This is a genomic window from Frankia nepalensis, from assembly GCF_016786325.1.
GTDB lineage: Bacteria > Actinomycetota > Actinomycetes > Frankiales > Frankiaceae > Pseudofrankia > Pseudofrankia nepalensis.
The window spans coordinates 98171-116580 of record NZ_JADWYU010000099.1; the positions used below are offsets into that span (position 1 = coordinate 98171).

Here is an 18410-nt window from a genome sequence, read left to right on the forward strand (position 1 = left end):
CGCTTTCGCCTGGTTCCGCCCGGGGCCGTGACCAGCGTATTTGAAGGGAACTCGTGGCTCGCCGTCGCGGTCGCAGTCTCAGGCGGCGTCCAGGCCGGGACCTTCAATGGTGGGCGTCTCGACGGCTCGTGGCTGGCCCCGGCGTGGCCCCGGCGGACGATGACTCCGTCGGCTCGGGCGCGAAGCGGCGATGAGCCACCTGGACTCGACCAGCCGGCCGAGCACGCCGGCGGCCGGGAGGCCGACCACCGGCACGCTTGGCCAGCCGCGGGCGGCTGACCGGCGTCCACCGCGGTTTCTCGCTCTCGCCGCCGGCGCGTTCGCGGTGGTCGTCGGCTGTCGCCTGGTAGGCCTCGACCTCGCCCACCTGCCGGGCGCGACCGCCGGATTGGGCTGGCAGTCGGGTGACGGCCGGGAATCCGGCCGTCAGCGGGTGGTGCTCTGGGGCGACTCGATGGCCGCGGAAGCGGCTGGCCCTTTCACCGAGGCGCTCCAGGCCAACGGCGCCGACGTCCTGGTCCGGACCTTCGGCGGCACCGCCATCTGCGACTGGCTCACCGACATCGACGGCCAACTCCGTGACTGGGCACCGACGACGGCAGTACTGGCGTTCTCCGGCAACGTCCTGTCGTCCTGCATGCAGGGACGCGACATGGTGGACGCGTACTCGCGTGACGCTTCGGTCGCGGCTGACCGATTGGCTGCCGCCGGTGTCGATGTCGTGTTCGCCGTCGCGCCGCCGCGGTGGGATCAGCCGGTCGCGGCCGACGGTACTACCGACCTCGAACAGATCTGGAGATCGGTGGTAGCCACGGTCTTGGCGCGCCTGACGGCGCGTGCTCCCGCTGGCGGCGCCACCGGAGAGGCACCTGGGAGGATCGAGGTCTTCCGCGCCGGGCTCGCGGTGACCGACGCCGGCCGTTGGGCCGAGCGGCTACCGTGCCGCCTGGGAGAGCGGTGTGGGCCCGACGGCACCGTCGTCGTCCGCGGGCCGGACGGCACGCACTTCTGCCCGGTCGCCGTCCCGGCGATGACGGCCTGCCCGGTCGATTCGCCGGGCGCTACCCGGTACGGCCAGGCGCTTGCCCAGGCCGCGGCCGCGTTCCGGAATGACGACGCCACTGACGAGGCCGGATTCGAGGCGAGCGAGCCAGCCGCGGATTCCGAGAACTGACTATGGGCGGAGGCCGTTCTTGCTGGCCGGACGCCGGCCAGCAAGGTGGCCATCGCGGGATCTCGATCGCGCGCGGCCGCCTGTGGCGGTCGCGGTGGCGTCCCGCTGGCCGATCGCCTCGGGTCGGTGTTTTCGTGGCCGCCCGCGACGACACCGGCACCGAGCCCGGGTTCGCGAGGCGGTCTACACGGCGTCGCCGCCCTGCCGCGTTCCTTTCGACCCTTCGACGAGGTAGTGAAGGATGTTCCGCCTGACAGCGCTACGTACCGGTGTGCGTGGATGTGGGGTGCTGACCAGGAGGAGGAGAAGATCATGCGCGTGCTGCTCGTGGAGGATGACGAGCCGCTGGCCGACGCGGTCGCCCGCGGGCTGCGCCGCGAACGGTTCGCCGTGGACGTGGTGCACGACGGCGAGACGGCGCTCGACAAGATCGGAACCGTCGACTACGAGATCGTCGTCCTTGACCGCAACCTGCCTGGTATCCGCGGAGACGCCGTGTGTGAGCAGATCGTGGACGGCGGGCGGGCCGCCCGCATCCTGATGCTCACCGCGTCGGCCGACGTCTCGAAACGAGTCGAGGGCCTGATGCTCGGCGCGGACGACTACCTCCCCAAGCCGTTCGACATGCGCGAGTTGGTCGCGCGGCTTCGGGCGCTCGGCCGGCGCAGCCACCGCGTGTCGTCCCCGGTGCTGCGGTGGGACGACATCTGCCTCGATGCGGCGCGCAGGATCGCTCGGCGTGGTGACCGGGAACTCGGGCTGACGAACCGCGAGTTCGCCCTACTCGAGACGTTCATGCTCGCCGACGGCGCGGTTCTCAGCGCGGAACAGCTGATGGAAAGCGTGTGGGACGACCGGCTCGACCCGTTCAGTAACGCGGTCCGCGTCACTGTTCTCACCCTCCGGCGCAAGCTCGGGGACCCACCCGTCATCGTGACCGTACCGTCCGTGGGGTATCGCCTGGTATGAAGATCCGCACCCGTATCACGGTAATCCTCGCCGTCAGCCTGATGGCCGCCGGTTCATTCACGCTCATGGTCAACGCGATCGTGCTCAGAAACGTGCCATTCCAATCGCAGAGCTCGTTCCAGGGCGACCTTTTCGCCAGGCTGGGCATCTCGCGTGACGCGGTGGCCCGACACCTCCAGGCACATCCGGAGGACCTGTTCAGTTCGAAGTTCGATGACAAGCCCCTACCGAACGGCCAGACGGTCAACGGCGCGAGGCGAGCGCTGCAGCAGCAGCCGCTCACCGACGCCCTCGCGGAAGCGCGCCGGTGGTCGTTGATCGGGATCCTTGTGTTTCTCGTCGGCGCGCTCGCCGCCGCATGGGGGTTGTCAGGGAGCATCCTGCGGCCCATCCGGAAGGTAACCGCCCGCGCCCGCTCGGTTTCCGCTTCGAACCTCGGGGAGCGAGTGGCGATCGGCGGCCCGAACGACGAGGTGAAGGAGCTGGCGGACACGTTCGACTCCATGCTCGACCGCATCTCCGCGTCCTTCGACGCCCAGCGTCGCTACGCCGCCCAGGTCGCTCACGAGCTGCGCACCCCGTTGGCCACCACCCGCGCCGAGATCGGGATGCTGATCGACGACACGTCCGATGCCGAGACGCAAAAGCGGCTGCGGACCGTCCGCGACGCCGTCGACCGGGGCGAGCGCCTCGTGTCCCAGCTCCTCATTCTCTCCCGCACCGACCTGCGCGACCTGGAGACCTCGAGATTCCCGCTCGACGAACTGGTCGGCAACGTACTCGGCCGTGTCGTCGAGGGGCCGTCGTTCGCGCGGCTCCAGGTCGACGTGGACCTGCGGACCGTGGAGGTGGAGTGCGACCGCGCGCTGCTGGAGAGCCTGGTACGCAACCTGATCGACAACAGCGCACGACACAACCGGCGGGACGGCTGGGTGAACGTCACCGTCGCGCCGGGCGACGGCGACCAGGCCGCGCACCTGCGCGTCTCCAACTCGGTCGCCGACCCGGCCAACGACACGACTCCCGCCCCTGGCCGACCAGGAATCGGCCTGTCCATCGTCAACGCGGTCATCCAGGCGCACGGCGGCACCATCCACTGGAGCCGCCGACCCGGCGAAGTCACGGCCCACGTCCAGATCCCCACCCAGGCATCCGAACTCCTCCACGCCGCGACCGGGCGACCTGGCGCCGTGGCACTGCCGGTCGATGGCGAAGGACGGCGAACTCGACGCCCTTCCGGCATTGGGCTATGAGCCGTTGCCGGCCATCGCGTCGGCGCTGGCCTGCGCCATGAACCGGACCAGGTCGTTCCGGGGCAGGGAGCCCATCATCGAGACGGCCTCGCGCAGCTTCTCGCCCACGACCCAGGTGGGCCCGTTGGAGAGATTGTCGAAGGCTTCGGAGATGACGTCGCTGACGGCGTCGGCGTCGGCCGGCGGGGTGTCGAGCGCGGGGAGTCGGCCGCGGGCGTGTTCCAGCCGGCGCAGGGTCGGGGTGTCGGTCTTGCCGAGGATCAGGCCCAGGACGTCGACGCCCTTGTCGTGCAACTCGGTCCACAGCGCCTCGGCGAAGACCATGCCGAAGGACTTCGTGGCGGCGTACGCCACCATGTTCGGGGCGCCGGCGAAACCTGCGGCGGAGCCGAGCAGGACGACGCCGCCGCGGCCGCGCGCGACCATTTCCTGTGTGTAGTGGTGGCATAGCTGCATCGGTACGGTGCAGTTGCGCTGCACCATTGCCTCGGCGGTCTCGATCGGGTTGACGAGGAAGTGCTCGAAGTTCGGGTCGGCGCCCGCGCAGTAGACCAGGAAGCCGATCTCCAGTTCCGCGGTGGCGGCGGCGATCGTAGCCGCCGCGCTCGGGGCGGCGAGGTCCACGGCGATGGCGCGGGTCTGGACGCCGCTGCGGGCACCGATGCCGGCGGCGACCTCGTCGAGGAGGGCCTGTCGCCGGGCGAGCAGCGCGACGTTGACGCCGCGTTCGGCGAGCGCCTCGGCGAACGCCGCTCCGACGCCGTCGGAGGCGCCCGCCACCAGCCCCCACGGTCCGTAACGGTCGGCGAATGTCATGAGCTGGCTCCTGTCAGATCGACCGAGACGTCGACCGCGATGAGGGGGACCGTCGTGGGGCTTCGCTGGGCAGCGGGTCGAGCCGGTCGGACGCGACCGCGTCCAGGGCGCCGTACCAGGTCAGCGGCTGCGCGCCGCTGACCTGGGCGGTGACGCCCTGATGCTCCAGTTGCGGCGAGGCACGATAGTAGTAGCTGCTATGTTGCACCCACCTTGATCAAGGTGGGATGCTGGGCGCGCCAGGGTCGAGGTCTCCGGCGTCTGCCAGGCACCCCTGCCCAGCCTCGACCCGAAGGCCCTCTCGTCCTCCCGGCGCTGCCCTCGTGGCATTTTGTAGAAAGTATTCAATATTCAGGCTAGGCTTGGCGCCTCCCGGCGCAGTGCGCGGCCGCGTCGAGGCCTTGACGGCCACGCCGCCGATGGGCGATACGCCACCCGCGCCCCCGGTGCGCACGGAGATCCAGGCGCGAGCAAAAGGAGCATGCGGTAGATCACTGAGACCTTGGCGGCGTACTGCCGGGGCGTCGACCGGATCGACCCGGAACTCGGCCGGTCCGTCTTCCATCCGGACGCCGTAGCCGACTACGGGGACATGTTCCAGGGCACCGGCTTCGAGTTCATTGACTTCGTGTGCGAAGCGCACCGCGGATTCCTGACGCACACACACCAGATCGGCAGCATCTCGATCGCCGTCGACGGCGACACCGCGGCCAGCGAATGCTACGTGACCGCGCGCCTGCGCGCGGAGAACCCCGGCGGGGGCTTCGTCGACATCCTCAGCTACGGCCGCTACGTCGACCGGTGGGCGCGGCGGGACGACGTCTGGCGGATAGCGCACCGGCGTTACCTCCACGAGATGGACGAGACGCGGACCATCGAGGCTGGCGGCTTCGCCGTGGCAGGTCGCCGCGACCGCACCGATCCCAGCTACGAGGTTCTCGGCGCCACCCGCTGACGAGAAGTCAGGAAGACAGGAAGATAGGACGTGACCGTGACGGCCTGGATCGGGCAGTACTGTCTCAATGTCGCCGACCTGGAGCGGTCGGTCGCCTGGTGGACCGCGCTCGGCCTGCGGAACACCAGCCAAACGGAGATCCCGGACGCCCATGAGGCGATCGTGGAGAACCCGAGCGCCGGCGGGAAGTTCCAGATCGCCCAGCAGAAGAACCAGCAGGGACCGGTCGACCTCGGCGACGCGCTGTGGAAGTTGTACGTGAACACGCCGGACATCGCGGCGACGTTCAAGAACGCGGTGACGGCCGGCGCGGAGGTCGTCGCCGAGCCGGCGCGGTACGACCGCTGGCCCGTCTCGGTCGCCTTCGTCCGGGATCCGGACGGTCGGCTCGTCGAGTTCGTCGAGCGTCATCCGTGGCCGGCGGACGCGCCGGCGGACGCGCCGTGGCTCGGTCAGTACTGCGTCAACGTGGCCGACCTCGACGCGTCCGTGGCGTTCTACGAGAAGCTCGGGCTCACCTGCACGAGCCGCACGGATGTCTCGGAGGCGCTGGAGGCGATCGTCGAGACGCCGGGCCGGGGTGGCTCGGTGCAGCTCGCTCAGCAGAAGAACGGCGGGCCGATCGCCCACGGCGCCGGCGTGTGGAAGCTGTACGTGCACACCGACGACTGCGCGGGCCTGTACGAGGCCGCTCTGGCCGCGGGTGGAAAGCCCGTCACCGAGCCGACCCGGCTCGAGCGCTGGCCCGTTGTCGTCGCGTTCTTCACCGACCGCGACGGCTATCTCATCGAAATCGTCCAGCGACTGGGCTGACCCGGCCGCCCGCCGCCGGTCAGCCCCAGATGAATCCGTTGCTGGTGGGCACGCTGGTCATGGCTACGCCGCACGGCCAGCGAACGGCAGATGGGCGACGCCGCGGACGTTCGTCGAGACGTGCCGCACGGCGCGGTCGATGTCGACCTGGAAGTCGGCGTAGCGCCGAAAGATCTCCTCGAACGCCACCTTGATCTCCACGCGGGCGAGATGGGCGCCGAGGCAGCGGTGAATGCCGAAACCGAAGAACAGGGTGGACAGGTGCTCGGCACGGCGCATGTCGAACACGTCCGGGCTCTCATAGACACGTTCGTCACGCAGCGCCGAGCCCGTCACCAGCATGACCCGGTCGCCGGCCGGGATGGTCACGTCGTGCAGGGTGACGTCCTTGGTGGTCTGGCGGCCCTGCAGATGTGACGGCGGGTCGAAGCGCAGCGTCTCCTCGACCGCCTTGGTCACCAGACCAGGATCGGCGCGCAGCAGCGCGGCCTGGTCCGGGAACCGGGTCATCGCCATGATCCCGTTCGGGATGCCCTTGGCGACCGTCTCATGGCCGGCGAAACCCATCTCGAGGAACCGGAAGGCGATTTCGTCGTCCTCCATGCGGCGGGTGCCGCCGTCCTCGTCGTCGGTGACCTCGGTGCTCATGATCATGCTAATGATGTCGTCCCGCGGGTTCGCCCGCCGTTCGGCCACCAGCTGCAGGTACAGCTCCAGCAGTCCGGCCCCGGCGAGCGCCACGTCCTCCGGGTCGGCGTCGGGACCGCGCGCGGCGAGTCGGTCGGAGAGGTCGGACACCGTGGACCGGTGCTCGGCGGGGATACCGAGCAGCTCGCTGATCACGTCGAGCGGCAGCTTGATGGAGAAGTCGCCGACCAGGTCGAACTCGTCGCGGTCGCGCTGGGCGTCGAGCAGTTCCCGCGTCCGTTCGCGGATGAACGGCTCCAGTTCCATGATCCGCCGGGGCGTGAACACCTTGCTGATGATTTTGCGGTGCCAGCGGTGCGACGGCGGGTCCTTCACGATGAGCATCGCGAAGTCCTTCTCGGTGCCCTCGATCGTGACCCCGCCGGTGCTGGAGTAGGTGCCCCAGTCGTTGTGCGCGGCCAGTACGTCGGCGTGCCGCGTCAGCGCCCAGAACCGCAGTTCCTCGTTGCGGTAGACCGGCGCCTCCTCCCGCATCCGTGCGTAGACCGGGTACGGATCCGCGTAGGTCGCCGGACTGTACGGGTTGAACTCGATCATCTAGTCCTCCGCTTCGGTGCGCGCCGGCGCCGGCGCCGGGGCCGGGCTCACGGCGAGCCCGCCCTCCCCATGAGCTCGGCGGGCACCGAGTCCGGTATGGCATCAACCACATAGCAGACGCTATCGTGCCTGATGGCGCGTCGCAATTGGTGTGCATCGGCTCCAGGCGGCTGGGCTGGCCCGGCCAGCCGGGGCTGGCCGGGTTTCGTGTCACCTCGTCAGACGGCCGTTCACGCCGCGTCTCGCGGTGGGCCGGCGGACGTGCTGGCGGTTCCGGGTGGCGCAACGAGCACGGCCAACTCCCTGGGATGGCTGGCTCAGGCTGGCTGTGTCCACGCGGCGGTCGCGTCGTCGTCCGGGGGTTCGGTCACCATGTCCGCGTTGCCGCCGAACTGCCGGGTGTTGGGGCGGGCGGTTGGTTCGTATGGCGGCCAGCCCGGATCACCGGTGGCGGCGAAGCGCGCCCACGCGCCGGTCAGGTCGTCCCGGATCTCGAGGAGGTGTGGTGTGGCGGCCCCGAGGCGTTCGAGCGAGTCGAACAGCGTCAGGAGGTCGGCGGCGTGGAAGGCGCCGAGTTCAGCTCCGAAGGGTTCCGCGGCGAACAGGTAGGCGTGGGCCCGGCCCCCGGCGGCGGCCTGGGCCGCGGCCAGCCTGCTGGCGGGCAGCCGGTAGACGGCGTCGGTCAGGAAACTGGCGCGAAGATCGGCCAGGCCGGCGTCCGGGGCTCGGCGCCGGTAGCCGGCAAGAAGCCGTTCGGGGACGGTGACACCGGCCTGGCGGATCTCGGCGAGCAGGGCGGCCTCGTCGGCGGGGATGAAGGCGGCCTTCTGCATGACCTGGAAGAGCCGGACCTCGTCGCGGTTGGCTCCGATGAGCAGGCCGATGCCGGTGGCGACGCCGTCGGCGATCGCCTGTTCGGGACGCCGGGGCAGCACGGCGCCGTCGTGCACGGCGCCCCACGAGCGTCCGCCGGGCAGGTTGCGGCGGCCGATGTCACTGTCGATGACCGTGCTCTGCGTCTCCAGGATCCGTTCGACCGGCACGTCGAGGAGGTCGTCGACCTCGCGGAGGTCGAGCGCGGTCAACAGGTCGGTGGCGATCGCCGTGCCGGTGTCGGCGTCGAAGATCCGCGCGGCGCTCCCGCTGCTCAGGATCGCCTTGTGAAAGGTGCCCGCGGCGGCGGGCATCGTGAGCAGCGCGCCGACGGAGAACGCCCCGGCGGACTCTCCGGCGGCGGTGATGTTGCCGGGGTCGCCGCCAAAGGCGCCGATGGTGTCGCGGACCCATCGCAGCGCGGCGGCCTGGTCCTGCAGGCCGAGGTTGCTGCTGCCCTCCCAGCCGGGGCCGCCGAGATCGGCCAGGTGGAGGAAGCCGAGCGCGCCCAGCCGGTAGTTGGCCGCGACGACCACCGTGCCGGTCAGGCGGGCCAGGGCCGCGCCGTCGGTCATGGGCGGGGCGGCGGAGCCCACGTCGAAACCCCCGCCGTAGAACCAGACGATCACCGGGAGGTGACCGGTGGGATCCGGGGTCCAGACGTTGAGATAGAGGCAGTCCTCGGCGCTGTCGACCGTCATCGACAGGGCCCCGCCACCGAACGGGGACGAGGCGGCGGCCGAATCCGCGCCCATCAGGGCGGGCGCGCGCTGCGGGGGCGCGGCGCGGAAGTGGGTGGCGTCCCGGATGCCCGGCCATGGGCGCGGTGGCCGCGTCGGGCGCAGTCGCCGTGGCCCGAGCGGCGGAGCGGCGAACGGGATGCCGGCGAACAACGCCCCGCCGTCGGGCAACGGGGTGCCGCGCAGCGTGCCCGCGGGCGTGTCGACCAGGTAGGGATCGGTCATGTTCGATCACGCCTCCGCGCGGTCGGGTAGGTCCATCTCCAGGAGTGACGAGGCCAGGGTCTTGCCGTGCGCGTCCAGGTTGAGGCCACGGGTGACGCCGCCGCCGAGTGCGTGGTGGAGGACGAACTTCAGCGCGTGCAGCCGGGGCAGCTCGTAGCGGTCGACGTATGTGCGAGGCCGAGGCGGCCAGCATTGACCCTGTACCGTGCCAGAACTCGGTTTCGGGCGTTGACGTGCGGTCGATGCGTCTGATCGGGCTGTTCGGATCGGCGGCTGAGGTTGGCCGGTCGGGGGTGTTCCCGTGCCCCAGCCGCAGCGGCGAACACCATGCAACCGGGCGTCGGCGACGCGAAGAAGCCCCTACTAGAAGGTGTACTGGCAGGGCATCCCTCCCCGGACGGGTCCCGCCTAACCTAGGGCTGTGGACAACCGCGCCGAGGTCAAGGCCTTCCTCAGCTCCCGCGGGGCCAGTGCCGTCGAGACGTGACGCGGTGGCCCTGTTAGGTGCAACTTGGCGGAAAGGTGCCCTGGCCGGCGAAATCGTGTAGTTGCGCCTTTTGGGCCTCTCGGCGCGGCGCGGCCAGCGGGTGGCGTGGACGTCGATCTCGACGCGCTACTCGCTGCGGACCGCACGGCCTCCACCCGGTGCGATGATCATCGGCTGGCCGCGCTCCGCGGCACACGCCGTGGCGAGCTGGCGGTGATCGTGACGGCTGAGCTGGGGAGCGATCCCCTCCGCTACCCGACCACACCGTCTCCCGGCGAGGGTGTCCAGGCGTCCGAGGCCGGCCATGCCGATCTCAAGATCCGTGATAGCGTCGTTTGAGCCAAGAAGCTCTGTGCTCGGTACGATCACCGGTCCCGATAAGGATCACCCGCTGTGGCGCCCCGTCCTGTCCCTCGAAACAAGACGAGCGCTGCCGTTGTGGACTACATCCTGGAGCAGATCTTCGAGGGGCGCTTCAGGTCGGGCGATCGGATCGACCTTGGCGAGGTGTGCGAGGACCTCGACGTGAGCCGTCTCCCGGTTCGCGAAGCCATCGTGATGTTGGAGCGGGACGGCATCGTCACCTCGACGTATCACCGAGGGGTCTTCGTCGAGCCGTTCGACGCCAAGTCGATCATCGACGATTTTGAGATCATCGGTCTGCTCAGCGGGGTTGCCGTCCGGCGGTTGGCCGAGGAGCAGGACCGTGAGGTGATCACCCGGCTCGAAGGCCTGGTCGACGAGCTTCGGGCCGGGCCGCCGAACGATCGGGACCGTGTGGTCGAGCTGGTGCGCACGATCCTCACCACCGAGCACCGTGCCGGTGGTTCGCGCCGCCTCCGCGCCGAGTTGCGCGCCTTCACCGGGTACCTGCCGCTGGTGTTCCGCATCAGCAGCAACCGCAGCCATGCCGACACCGTCGACGCGCACGCCCGCGTCGTGCGCGCCATCGCCGCCGGCGACGGGGAGAAGGCGGCCCGCTACCGGGTCGACGACTTCCGCGACGCTGGCCGCCGCGTCGTGGAGGAGCTCGAGCGACGCGGCGTGCTCAGCGATGAGGCTTGATCGTAAATCCGTTCCGGCCATACATATCTCGATCCAAGGCTGTCATGGCCATCGCGGCGTAGGCGACAGCCTCGAACTGACAGGTCGGGCCGCGGCCTCGAGCGGCGTCCACAGGATCCCGTTGCGTGCCGCCCGACTGTCCAGCGGCGACCGATCCGCATCAGGCCGACCGCGAGCTTGACCCGCTGGGGCGCGAGATCACCGCGCCCTTCCGTCGGGGCCGAGCAGGCGAAGGGGGTCGGTGCCGTCCCAGGCCGCGGACGCCTGGGCCATCCTGCCGAGGTTGGCCAGGAACCCGGGCGTGCTCTCGACGACCTCCGTGTAGAACCCGAAGTCCGCGACCGTGTCGACGAAGGCGACGCGGAACCTGCCGGACAGGCTTTCGGCGACGGTCGGGTAGCCCAGCTCCTCGTAACCGGCCTTCGTCCCGTCGTAGTCGGGTGTCACCGTGGCCAGCTGATGGAACGCGCAGGTCCCGCCGCGGCTCCACTCGCGGTACACGCTGGGGCGGTCGCAGAGCTGTTGGATCAGCTCGATCTGTACCGGGCCGGCCTGTGCGACGGCGACCCGCATCGTGATCGCGGCCGGCGTGCCGCGGTAGGTCGAGCGCTGCTCGATGACGGGCATGACGTGAAACGGGCCGACGCCGAAGACCCGGGCCCACCTGGCCGCCGCGGCGAGCACGTCGTCGACGAGGAAGCCCAGCTGGAAGAACCGGTACTCGCCGTCGGGCCACGGCTGCTGGAACAGGCGGTGCTCGATCGGGCTCATGACGCGCTCACCGGGAGCACAAGTACCTCCTGCATGACGGTGGCGACGAGACGGCCGCCGGTGTCGTGGATCGCCCCGCGCACGAGGCCCCGGTTGCCGACGACGGCGAGGGCTTCCTGGGTGTGCAGGTGCCACCGGTCGAACCGTGCCGGCCGGTGAAACCAGATGGCGTGATCCAGGCTCAGGCCGTTCGACCTGCCCGGCCCCGCCGCTGCCGGGTGGGCCCGGAAGACCACGTCCATCAGGAGGAAGTCGCTGGCGTAGGCGAGAAGCGCCGTGTGCAGCAACGGGTCATCGCCTACCCCGCGCGGGAGGCGCATCCAGTGCGACCTGGGCGCGCTCGCGGATGTGCGCGCCCGCGGCCCACCGAGGAACGAGGGCGCCTCGCCAATACGTATCTCGACTGGAGGAGGCTGCTCGATCCAGTGACGTCCGTGCTGTTGCTGGTCGGCTGGGAGTTCACGAGCCCACTGCTGCAGGAGCGGCACGTCATCCGGTGGTGGTGCCGGAGGGGCGGAGGCAGGGGCGGTCGCGCCGGACTCGGCGCCGCCGCCGTGGAACGAGACGGTGGCGACGAGCAGTGGCTTGCCCTCTTCGAGCACGGTGACCTGCCGGGTGGACATCGAGCGTCCGTCACGGACGCGGTCGACCGCCAGGTCCAGCGGGCGGCCGGGCGTTCCTGCCCGGACGAAGGCGGCGTGCAGGGAGTGCGGGGCCTTTCCGGTCACCGAGCTGCCAGCGGCGACGAGTGCCTGTGCGAGGAGCTGGCCGCCGTAGACCCGCCCGGGCGCGCGGACGGCGTCGGACGGCATTCGGAAACGATCGCCGGCGATCCGCTCCGGTCTGAGGGCCCCGAGGACGGCGTCGAGCGCGTCGAGCTGCGCTGCTTCGAGGGGATGCGCGGGCGGGTGCATGCGGCTAGCCTATTGCATCATTGATCAAAGATCAGAGATCCTTGAGGCGAGGGGCGCGGGATGCTGAGCGGCGAGAAGATCCTCATCACCGGGCCGGCGGGCCGCATCGCCTTCGGGCTCGCCCGGACGCTGGCGGCCGACAACGAGGTGTGGGGCGTCTCGCGGTTCAGCGACCCCGCGGCGCGTGCCGAGGTCGAGGCGCTGGGGGTGACGACCCGCGCCCTGGACATCGGCGACGGCGACTTCGGCGACCTGCCGGCCGACTTCACCTATCTGTTACACATCGCCGCGGACTTCGGGAACGACTACGAGCGCGCCCTGCGGGTCAACGGCGAGGGCACGGGCTTCCTGCTGGCGCACTGCCGCGCGGCGAAGGCGGCGCTGGTGATGTCGACGCTGACCGTCTACAAGCCGCACCCCGACCCGTGGCATGCCTTCCGGGAGGACGACCCCCTGGGCGACGCCGGTCTGCCCGAACCGAAGCCTTACTCCATCGGCAAGATCGCCGAGGAGGCGGTGGCCCGCTACTGTGCCCGGGCGTTCGACCTTCCCGTCACCATCGCCCGGATGGGCAGTGCCTACGGCGACCGCGGCGGCCTTCCCGCGTACCACCTGCACGCCGTGGCCGCCGGCCAGCCGGTGGTGGCCCGCTGGGACCCCCTGCCGTACAGCCCGATCCACTACGACGACATCGACGCCCAGCTCGAGCCGCTCCTCGACGCCGCCGGCGTGCCGGCGAGGATCGTGAACTGGGCGGGCGACGAGCCGGTGACCGTGCAGCAGTGGTCCGCGTACTTCGGCGAGCTGCTCGGCGTCGACGCCGCCGTGGTCGTCGACCCTGTCCCCGGCGCGTCGCTCGGCTCCGTCGGTGACCACAGCGCGCGGTCCGCCCTCACCGGCCCCTGCCGGGTGAGCTGGCGTGACGGCTTGCGGCGCATGGCCGCGCACCTGTATCCCGACCGCGTGAAGGTGGGCTGAGGCGATGGCACGCTATCCCGCCGTCGACCAGCTGCTCGGCGAGGCCGCCGAGCAGACCGGGCTGTCGGACTTCGGCCCCGGCGACTTTCGCGACGGGCTCGCGGTGCTGCTCGAGAGCCTGGAGCACGACGGCGACCTGAGCCCGGACGCCGACGCGGCCGTGCTCGGTGACTTCCGCCGGCGCCTCGTCAACCGCCTTCAGGTCGAGGCGTGGTACGCCGAGCATCCCGAGGTCGACGACGTCTCCGTGCGTGGGCCTGTCGACATCCACGGCCTGCCCCGCACGGGCACGACGGCTCTGGCCGACATGCTGTCGCTCGACCCGCAGTTCCGCTGCCTGCGCGGCTGGGAGCAGGGCAGACCGGTTCCGCCGCCGACGCGCGGCAACGAGGCCGACGACCCCAGGCGGCTCGAGTTCATCGCCGCCCAAGAACGCCGGTCGCCGGACCACCGCGCGATGCACATCGTCGAGGTCGACGCGACGATGGAGGACACCGACCTGCTCGGGATGGCCTTCCACGGCCAGCAGATGATGCTGCCGACGCCCGGCTACCGCGACTGGTGGCGGGAGGCCGACCTGACCTCGACCTACCAGTACCACCGCCGCGTGGTGAAGCTGCTCGGGTCGCGGCGTCCGCCGGACCTGTGGCTGTTCAAGGCACCGCACCACAAGTTCCACCTCGACGGGCTGGCGGCGGCGTATCCCGACATCCGCTTCGTCATGACCCACCGCGACCCGGCCAAGGTCGTCCCCTCGTACACGAGCCTCGTGTCGTCGATCATGCCGCCGGCCGACGGCGAGCGCGACCTGCATGGGCTCGGCCGGGAGATCTGCGACCACCTGCGCGTTGGCATGGAGCACGCCATCGAGGCCCGGAGGCGGATCGGCGAGGACCGGTTCCTCGACGTCCACCACCGCGACCTCGTCTCCGACCCGAAGGGCACCATCCAGCGGATCTACGCCTGGCTCGGCTTCGACCTCACGCCGGCGGTCGAGCAGACGATCCTCGACTGGCAGCAGGCCAACCGGATGGGCGCCGCCGGCGCGCACCGCTACACCGCGGAGCAGTTCGGGCTGAGCGCCGCCCAGATCCGATCCGACTACGACTTCTACATCCGACACTTCGACGTGACGTTGGAAGGCTGAGGCGATGACCGCGCTCCCCACGTGGACCGACCAGATCCGGGCGCTCGAAGGCGTGGCCGAGAACCTCATCGAAGCGTGGCGGCCGGATGGCGCGACCGAGGCCGAGACGCAGGACATGAACAAGCTCGCCCTGTCGATCCTCGCCTGCGGCTACCTGTGCCGGGTCTACACCGACGCCCGTCGGCCGGTGTTCATGCCGCTGTGGAACTACGCCTGCAACCAGGGCGGGCCCAACCCCGACTACGTGTACCTCACGACCGAGGTCGACTCGGCCGGCGTCTACGAGATCTCCGGCTTCCGCGGTACGACCCGGTTCGTCGAGATCACGCAGCAGGAATCGGAGATGACCAGCCCGAAGCACTTCGAGCGCCGGGAGGGGCCGCCGCTGAGGCTGACCAATGACCTCGACGAGCTCACGATCGGCGAGGACGGCTCCTTCCGGGTGATCCTCGCCGCCGAACGCCCTGACGGCCACGACGGCGACTGGTGGCACCTCGACCCCCGCGCCCGCAAGCTGCTCATGCGCAAGTGCGCCTGCGACTGGACGAACGAGGTCGACGCCCGGGTGGCCATCAACCGCCTCGACGACCCCGGCGAGGACATGACCCCAGCCGACATCGCCCGACGCTTCTCCGACATGCCGGCCTGGATCGACGGAATGATCCAGTTCGACATGCAGCTCGTCCGCTACTACCGGGAACACCACGGCATCAACGTCCTACTACGCTCTCAGTGGATCGAGAACGCCGGCGGTCTGGCGAAACAGGCCTACTACGACGGCATCCACCAGATCGCCGACGACGAAGCCCTCATCGTCGAATTCCCCGTCCCGACCGAGTGCCACTACTGGCAGATCCTCGTCGCCGACGACCGCTTCTCCACCGTCGACTGGGTCAACCGCCAGTCCAGCCTCAACGACGTCCAGGCCCGCGTCGACAGCGACGGCTGGTTCCGAGGTGTCGTCTCCACACAAGACCCCGGCGTGCACAACTGGCTCGACAAGGCCGACTTCCCGTGGGGGATTCTCCAGGCCCGCTTCTACCGGGCCAACGAGTACCCCGACGCCACAGTGACCAAGGTGCCCGTCGCCGACGTCCTCAAGCACCTACCCGCCGACACCACGCTCGTCACCCCGGCCGAACGGGCCCGGCAGCTACGGATCCGGCGCGAGGGCGCGCAGCTCCGGCGGGTCTGGTGAACGCTGCCGTACAGATCCACCGCTGGCCGCTGGGGGACAGGAGCATCGAGCGGGGTCGACGCCGAGGGAGTCAGGGGCGATGGGCGTGAGACCGATCCGGTTCGGGACGGGACCCGGGCGGGTGTCCGACCGCGCGACGCTCCTCGAGGCCGGGCGGAGCATCGAACGGCTTGGCTACGCGACGTTCGCCATGGCCGACCACTTCATGCTGCCATTCGCCCCACTGCTCGCGTTGCAGGCGGTCGCCGACGTGACGAGCACGGTGCGGCTCACCCAGACCGTCCTCAACCAGGACTTCCGCCATCCCGCCGTGCTCGCCAAGGAACTGGCCACCCTGGATGTGCTGTCGGGTGGCCGGCTCGAGGTGGGCATCGGCGCCGGGTGGATGCGGGCCGAGTACGCCGAGGCCGGCCTGCGCTTCGACGACGCGCCGGTCCGCATCGACCGCCTCGAGGAGGTGGTCGTCATCCTCAAGGGCCTGTTCGCCGGCGGGCCGTTCAGCTTCGCGGGCCGGCACTTCACCCTCGACGGTCTGGAGGGGTCGCCGGCCCCGGCGCAGCGCCCCCGCCCGCCGATCATGATCGGCGGCGGTGGTCGCCGGCTGCTGTCGGTCGCCGGCCGTCAGGCCGACATCGTCCAGATCATGCCGCGCATCTCCGGTGGGACCTCGTCAGCCGAGTCCCAGCCCTTCACCGCCGAGACGTACGACGAGAAGGTCGGGTGGATCCGGGCGGCCGCCGGAGACCGTTTCGGCGAGATCGAGCTGGGCGCGCAGCTGCTGACCGTCACGATCACCGACGACCCGGACGAGGGGTTCGACGCCTTCTTCGCCCGCTTCACCCGGCTGATGCAATCGCGGGGGTCCGCCGTCCCCTCGAAGGACGAGCTCCGTTCCTCGCCGCTGGTCGCCGTCGGCCCGCTCGACGAGGTCTGCGCGAAGCTCCTCGACACCCGGGACCGCTTCGGGATCAGCTATTTCTCCGCGCCGCTCGGGGCGACCCCCGAGTCGCTGGCACCTGTCATCGAGCGGCTGTCGGGACGGGAGCGGCAGTGACCTGCCCAGTGTCTGGGACAGCGAAGGGAACTCGATGAGCGAACGACTGACCATGGAAGACGTCGAGCGTCAGTTACCGCTGCTCGACGCGGAAAGCCGGCCCTTCTGGGAGGCGGGCCGCGACGGGGTGCTCTCGTTCGTGTGCTGCCATACCTGTGAGGCGCTGCTGCATCCGCCGCAGCCGGTGTGCCGCTACTGCCGGTCCAGCGACCTGGGACGCAGGGAGGTTCCGGGGGACGGGGTCGTCGCCGGTGTCACCGTGAACCACCAGGTATGGGACCCCCGGCTGCCACCGCCCTACGCGGTGGCGACGGTGGTTCTCGACGCGGATCCGCGCGTCCGACTGACGACCAACCTCGTCGACGTCGATGCCGCCGAGCTCAGGGTTGGCATGCGCGTTGTTCCCAGGTTCGAGCACCGCGGTGACGTCTGGATCCCGCTCTACGTTCCCAGCGGTGCGCCCGACGCCGAGCTGCCGGCTGACGAGATCGCCCCCGAGGACCACGGCCCGCGCATCCGGCGGATGGCGCGCCCGGACCGGTTCGAGGAGCGAGTGGCCATCACCGGCGTTGGCAGGTCGCAGATCGGCAGGCGGCTGATGCGACCTCCACTCTCGCTCACGGTGGAGGCGGTGACGGCCGCGGTGGCCGACGCCGGGTTGGACCTGGACGACATCGACGGGCTGTCCACCTACCCGGGGGGACCGACACCCGGCGGGATCGGCGAAGGCGGAATCAGCGCGCTGGAGGACGCCCTCGGCCTGCGGCCGACCTGGTACAACGGCGGCGGCGAGACCTTCGGCCCCGCCGGCTCGGTGATCGCCGCGATGCTCGCCGTGGCGGCTGGCCTGGCGCGCCACGTCGTCTGCTTCCGCACCGTCTGGCAGGCCACGTTCGCCGCCCAGCAACGGGCGGCGGGTCTGGGTGGCGCCAGCCCGTACGGGATGGGAAAACACGAGGGCCGGGTTCCCGGGTACAGCGGGCCCTACGGGGTGGGGTCGGCGGCGATCACGCTGGCGCTGCGCGCGTCGCACCATTTCGCCCGGTATGGCACGACCCGCGCGGCGCTCGGCCAGATCGCCGTCACGCAGCGTGCGAACGCCGCGCTGAATCCTTCGGCGATCTACCGGGACCCGTTGACGATGGACGACTACCTGGCGGCCCGCGTCATCAGCACCCCGTTCGGTCTCTATGACTGCGACGTGCCCGCCGACGGGTGCGTGGCGGTCGTCGTGTCCGCGATCGAGACCGCCCGCGACCTCGCGCGGCCCCCGGTGCTGGTCGAGGCGGTCGGCACCCAGATGACCGAACGGATCGCCTGGGACCAGGCGACACTCACCCACGAGCCGCACACCCTCGGTCCGGCAGCACACCTGTGGACGCGCACGTCTCTCGGGCCCGACGACGTCGACGTCGCCCTGCTCTACGACGGGTTCACCTTCAACTGCCTGTCGTGGCTCGAGGCCCTCGGCTTCTGCAAGATCGGGGAGGCGGGGGACTTCCTCGCCGAGGGACGCAACATCGCCCGCGAGGGCGGCATCATCGCGCTCAACCCGCATGGCGGCCAGCTCTCCGCCGGCCGTACCCACGGCATGGGATTCGTCCACGAGGCGGTCGTCCAGCTGCGGGGCGACGGGGGAGCGCGCCAGGTGCCCGGGGCGCGGGTCGCCGTCGCCACCAGCGGGGGACTCACCCCGGCGGGGGTGATCCTGCTCCGACGGGACTGAGCGCAGA

The 18410-nt window shown here is 70.5% G+C and carries 18 protein-coding genes and 1 pseudogene; 12 read left to right on the forward strand and 7 right to left on the reverse strand.

Annotated features, from left to right (window positions below; all coding sequences use genetic code 11):
- The first annotated feature begins 190 nt into the window (after positions 1-190).
- The 3 genes from I6A81_RS10580 to I6A81_RS10590 all read left to right on the forward strand — a co-directional run bounded on the left by I6A81_RS10580 (position 191) and on the right by I6A81_RS10590 (position 3396).
- Positions 191-1174 (forward strand): hypothetical protein, encoded by a 984-nt coding sequence (locus I6A81_RS10580; protein ID WP_203002678.1) that lies wholly within the window; start codon positions 191-193, stop codon positions 1172-1174.
- 312 nt (positions 1175-1486) lie between these two features.
- Positions 1487-2143, forward strand: a complete 657-nt coding sequence (locus I6A81_RS10585; RefSeq protein ID WP_203002688.1) for a response regulator transcription factor — start codon at positions 1487-1489, stop codon at positions 2141-2143.
- A complete protein-coding gene (locus tag I6A81_RS10590) occupies positions 2140-3396 on the forward strand; it encodes a sensor histidine kinase (protein WP_203002677.1) in 1257 nt (418 codons plus the stop codon). Before I6A81_RS10585 ends, I6A81_RS10590 begins: the two co-directional genes overlap by 4 nt.
- Here I6A81_RS10590 and I6A81_RS10595 read toward each other — a convergent pair.
- Together I6A81_RS10595 and I6A81_RS10600 are read right to left on the reverse strand one after the other, a co-directional pair.
- The gene (locus I6A81_RS10595) at positions 3391-4212 is read right to left on the reverse strand and encodes an SDR family NAD(P)-dependent oxidoreductase (RefSeq protein WP_203002676.1); all 822 of its coding nucleotides are present in this window, start codon (positions 4210-4212) and stop codon (positions 3391-3393) included. The genes I6A81_RS10590 and I6A81_RS10595 overlap by 6 nt on opposite strands.
- Positions 4213-4225: 13 nt before the next feature.
- Positions 4226-4420 (reverse strand): hypothetical protein, encoded by a 195-nt coding sequence (locus I6A81_RS10600; RefSeq protein ID WP_203002675.1) that lies wholly within the window; start codon positions 4418-4420, stop codon positions 4226-4228.
- Between the two features lie 294 nt (positions 4421-4714).
- On the opposite strand from I6A81_RS10600, the gene I6A81_RS10605 reads away from it, so the two are divergent.
- Positions 4715-5167 carry a nuclear transport factor 2 family protein gene (locus I6A81_RS10605; RefSeq protein ID WP_203002674.1) on the forward strand — a complete coding sequence of 151 codons (453 nt, stop codon included), beginning with the start codon at positions 4715-4717 and terminating at the stop codon, positions 5165-5167.
- 30 nt (positions 5168-5197) lie between these two features.
- Positions 5198-5980: a VOC family protein gene (locus I6A81_RS10610; protein WP_203002673.1), complete on the forward strand. Its 783-nt coding sequence runs from the start codon at positions 5198-5200 to the stop codon at positions 5978-5980.
- 63 nt (positions 5981-6043) lie between these two features.
- On the opposite strand, the gene I6A81_RS10615 is transcribed toward I6A81_RS10610, so the two are convergent.
- The 3 genes and pseudogenes from I6A81_RS10615 to I6A81_RS46490 form a co-directional block, all read right to left on the reverse strand.
- Positions 6044-7225, reverse strand: a complete 1182-nt coding sequence (locus I6A81_RS10615) for a cytochrome P450 (RefSeq protein WP_203002672.1) — start codon at positions 7223-7225, stop codon at positions 6044-6046.
- Between the two features lie 317 nt (positions 7226-7542).
- On the reverse strand, positions 7543-9063 hold the full coding sequence (locus I6A81_RS10620; RefSeq protein WP_203002671.1) for a carboxylesterase/lipase family protein: 1521 nt from the start codon (positions 9061-9063) through the stop codon (positions 7543-7545).
- 6 nt (positions 9064-9069) lie between these two features.
- A pseudogene (locus I6A81_RS46490) lies at positions 9070-9228 on the reverse strand (AtuA-related protein); the annotation flags it as partial.
- A gap of 427 nt (positions 9229-9655) precedes the next feature.
- Here I6A81_RS46490 and I6A81_RS10625 point away from each other — a divergent pair.
- Positions 9656-9889: a hypothetical protein gene (locus I6A81_RS10625; RefSeq protein WP_203002670.1), complete on the forward strand. Its 234-nt coding sequence runs from the start codon at positions 9656-9658 to the stop codon at positions 9887-9889.
- A gap of 99 nt (positions 9890-9988) precedes the next feature.
- Entirely contained in the window at positions 9989-10615 is a 627-nt protein-coding gene (locus I6A81_RS10630; RefSeq protein WP_307874575.1) for a GntR family transcriptional regulator, read from the forward strand.
- A gap of 198 nt (positions 10616-10813) precedes the next feature.
- Here the strand turns inward: I6A81_RS10630 and I6A81_RS10635 are convergent, their stop codons facing one another.
- Both I6A81_RS10635 and I6A81_RS10640 read right to left on the reverse strand, forming a co-directional pair.
- Positions 10814-11386, reverse strand: a complete 573-nt coding sequence (locus I6A81_RS10635; protein WP_203002668.1) for a VOC family protein — start codon at positions 11384-11386, stop codon at positions 10814-10816.
- Positions 11383-12300 carry an acyl-CoA thioesterase gene (locus tag I6A81_RS10640; protein WP_203002667.1) on the reverse strand — a complete coding sequence of 306 codons (918 nt, stop codon included), beginning with the start codon at positions 12298-12300 and terminating at the stop codon, positions 11383-11385. The genes I6A81_RS10635 and I6A81_RS10640 overlap by 4 nt, the downstream gene beginning before the upstream one ends.
- Positions 12301-12360: 60 nt before the next feature.
- On the opposite strand from I6A81_RS10640, the gene I6A81_RS10645 reads away from it, so the two are divergent.
- The 5 genes from I6A81_RS10645 (at position 12361) to I6A81_RS10665 (ending at position 18403) form a co-directional block, all read left to right on the forward strand.
- Positions 12361-13278, forward strand: coding sequence for an NAD-dependent epimerase/dehydratase family protein (locus I6A81_RS10645; protein WP_203002666.1), 918 nt, complete (start codon positions 12361-12363; stop codon positions 13276-13278).
- 4 nt (positions 13279-13282) lie between these two features.
- Complete coding sequence (locus I6A81_RS10650; protein WP_203002665.1) at positions 13283-14425, forward strand: sulfotransferase family protein; 1143 nt, start codon at positions 13283-13285, stop codon at positions 14423-14425.
- A 4-nt stretch (positions 14426-14429) separates the two neighbouring features.
- On the forward strand, positions 14430-15623 hold the full coding sequence (locus I6A81_RS10655) for a DUF1214 domain-containing protein (protein WP_203002664.1): 1194 nt from the start codon (positions 14430-14432) through the stop codon (positions 15621-15623).
- A gap of 79 nt (positions 15624-15702) precedes the next feature.
- Entirely contained in the window at positions 15703-16677 is a 975-nt protein-coding gene (locus I6A81_RS10660) for a TIGR03621 family F420-dependent LLM class oxidoreductase (protein ID WP_203002663.1), read from the forward strand.
- A gap of 34 nt (positions 16678-16711) precedes the next feature.
- On the forward strand, positions 16712-18403 hold the full coding sequence (locus I6A81_RS10665) for a thiolase C-terminal domain-containing protein (protein WP_203002662.1): 1692 nt from the start codon (positions 16712-16714) through the stop codon (positions 18401-18403).
- Positions 18404-18410 lie beyond the last annotated feature (7 nt).

Coding starts and splice junctions, on each gene's coding strand:
- I6A81_RS10580 (WP_203002678.1), top strand. CDS start 191: ATGAGCCACCTGGACTCGACCAGCCGGCCGAGCACGCCGGCGGCCGGG.
- I6A81_RS10655 (WP_203002664.1), top strand. CDS start 14,430: ATGACCGCGCTCCCCACGTGGACCGACCAGATCCGGGCGCTCGAAGGC.
- I6A81_RS10645 (WP_203002666.1), top strand. CDS start 12,361: ATGCTGAGCGGCGAGAAGATCCTCATCACCGGGCCGGCGGGCCGCATC.
- I6A81_RS10585 (WP_203002688.1), top strand. CDS start 1,487: ATGCGCGTGCTGCTCGTGGAGGATGACGAGCCGCTGGCCGACGCGGTC.
- I6A81_RS10640 (WP_203002667.1), bottom strand. CDS start 12,300: ATGCACCCGCCCGCGCATCCCCTCGAAGCAGCGCAGCTCGACGCGCTC.
- I6A81_RS10665 (WP_203002662.1), top strand. CDS start 16,712: ATGAGCGAACGACTGACCATGGAAGACGTCGAGCGTCAGTTACCGCTG.
- I6A81_RS10590 (WP_203002677.1), top strand. CDS start 2,140: ATGAAGATCCGCACCCGTATCACGGTAATCCTCGCCGTCAGCCTGATG.
- I6A81_RS10620 (WP_203002671.1), bottom strand. CDS start 9,063: ATGACCGATCCCTACCTGGTCGACACGCCCGCGGGCACGCTGCGCGGC.
- I6A81_RS10615 (WP_203002672.1), bottom strand. CDS start 7,225: ATGATCGAGTTCAACCCGTACAGTCCGGCGACCTACGCGGATCCGTAC.
- I6A81_RS10595 (WP_203002676.1), bottom strand. CDS start 4,212: ATGACATTCGCCGACCGTTACGGACCGTGGGGGCTGGTGGCGGGCGCC.
- I6A81_RS10635 (WP_203002668.1), bottom strand. CDS start 11,386: ATGAGCCCGATCGAGCACCGCCTGTTCCAGCAGCCGTGGCCCGACGGC.
- I6A81_RS10650 (WP_203002665.1), top strand. CDS start 13,283: ATGGCACGCTATCCCGCCGTCGACCAGCTGCTCGGCGAGGCCGCCGAG.
- I6A81_RS10660 (WP_203002663.1), top strand. CDS start 15,703: ATGGGCGTGAGACCGATCCGGTTCGGGACGGGACCCGGGCGGGTGTCC.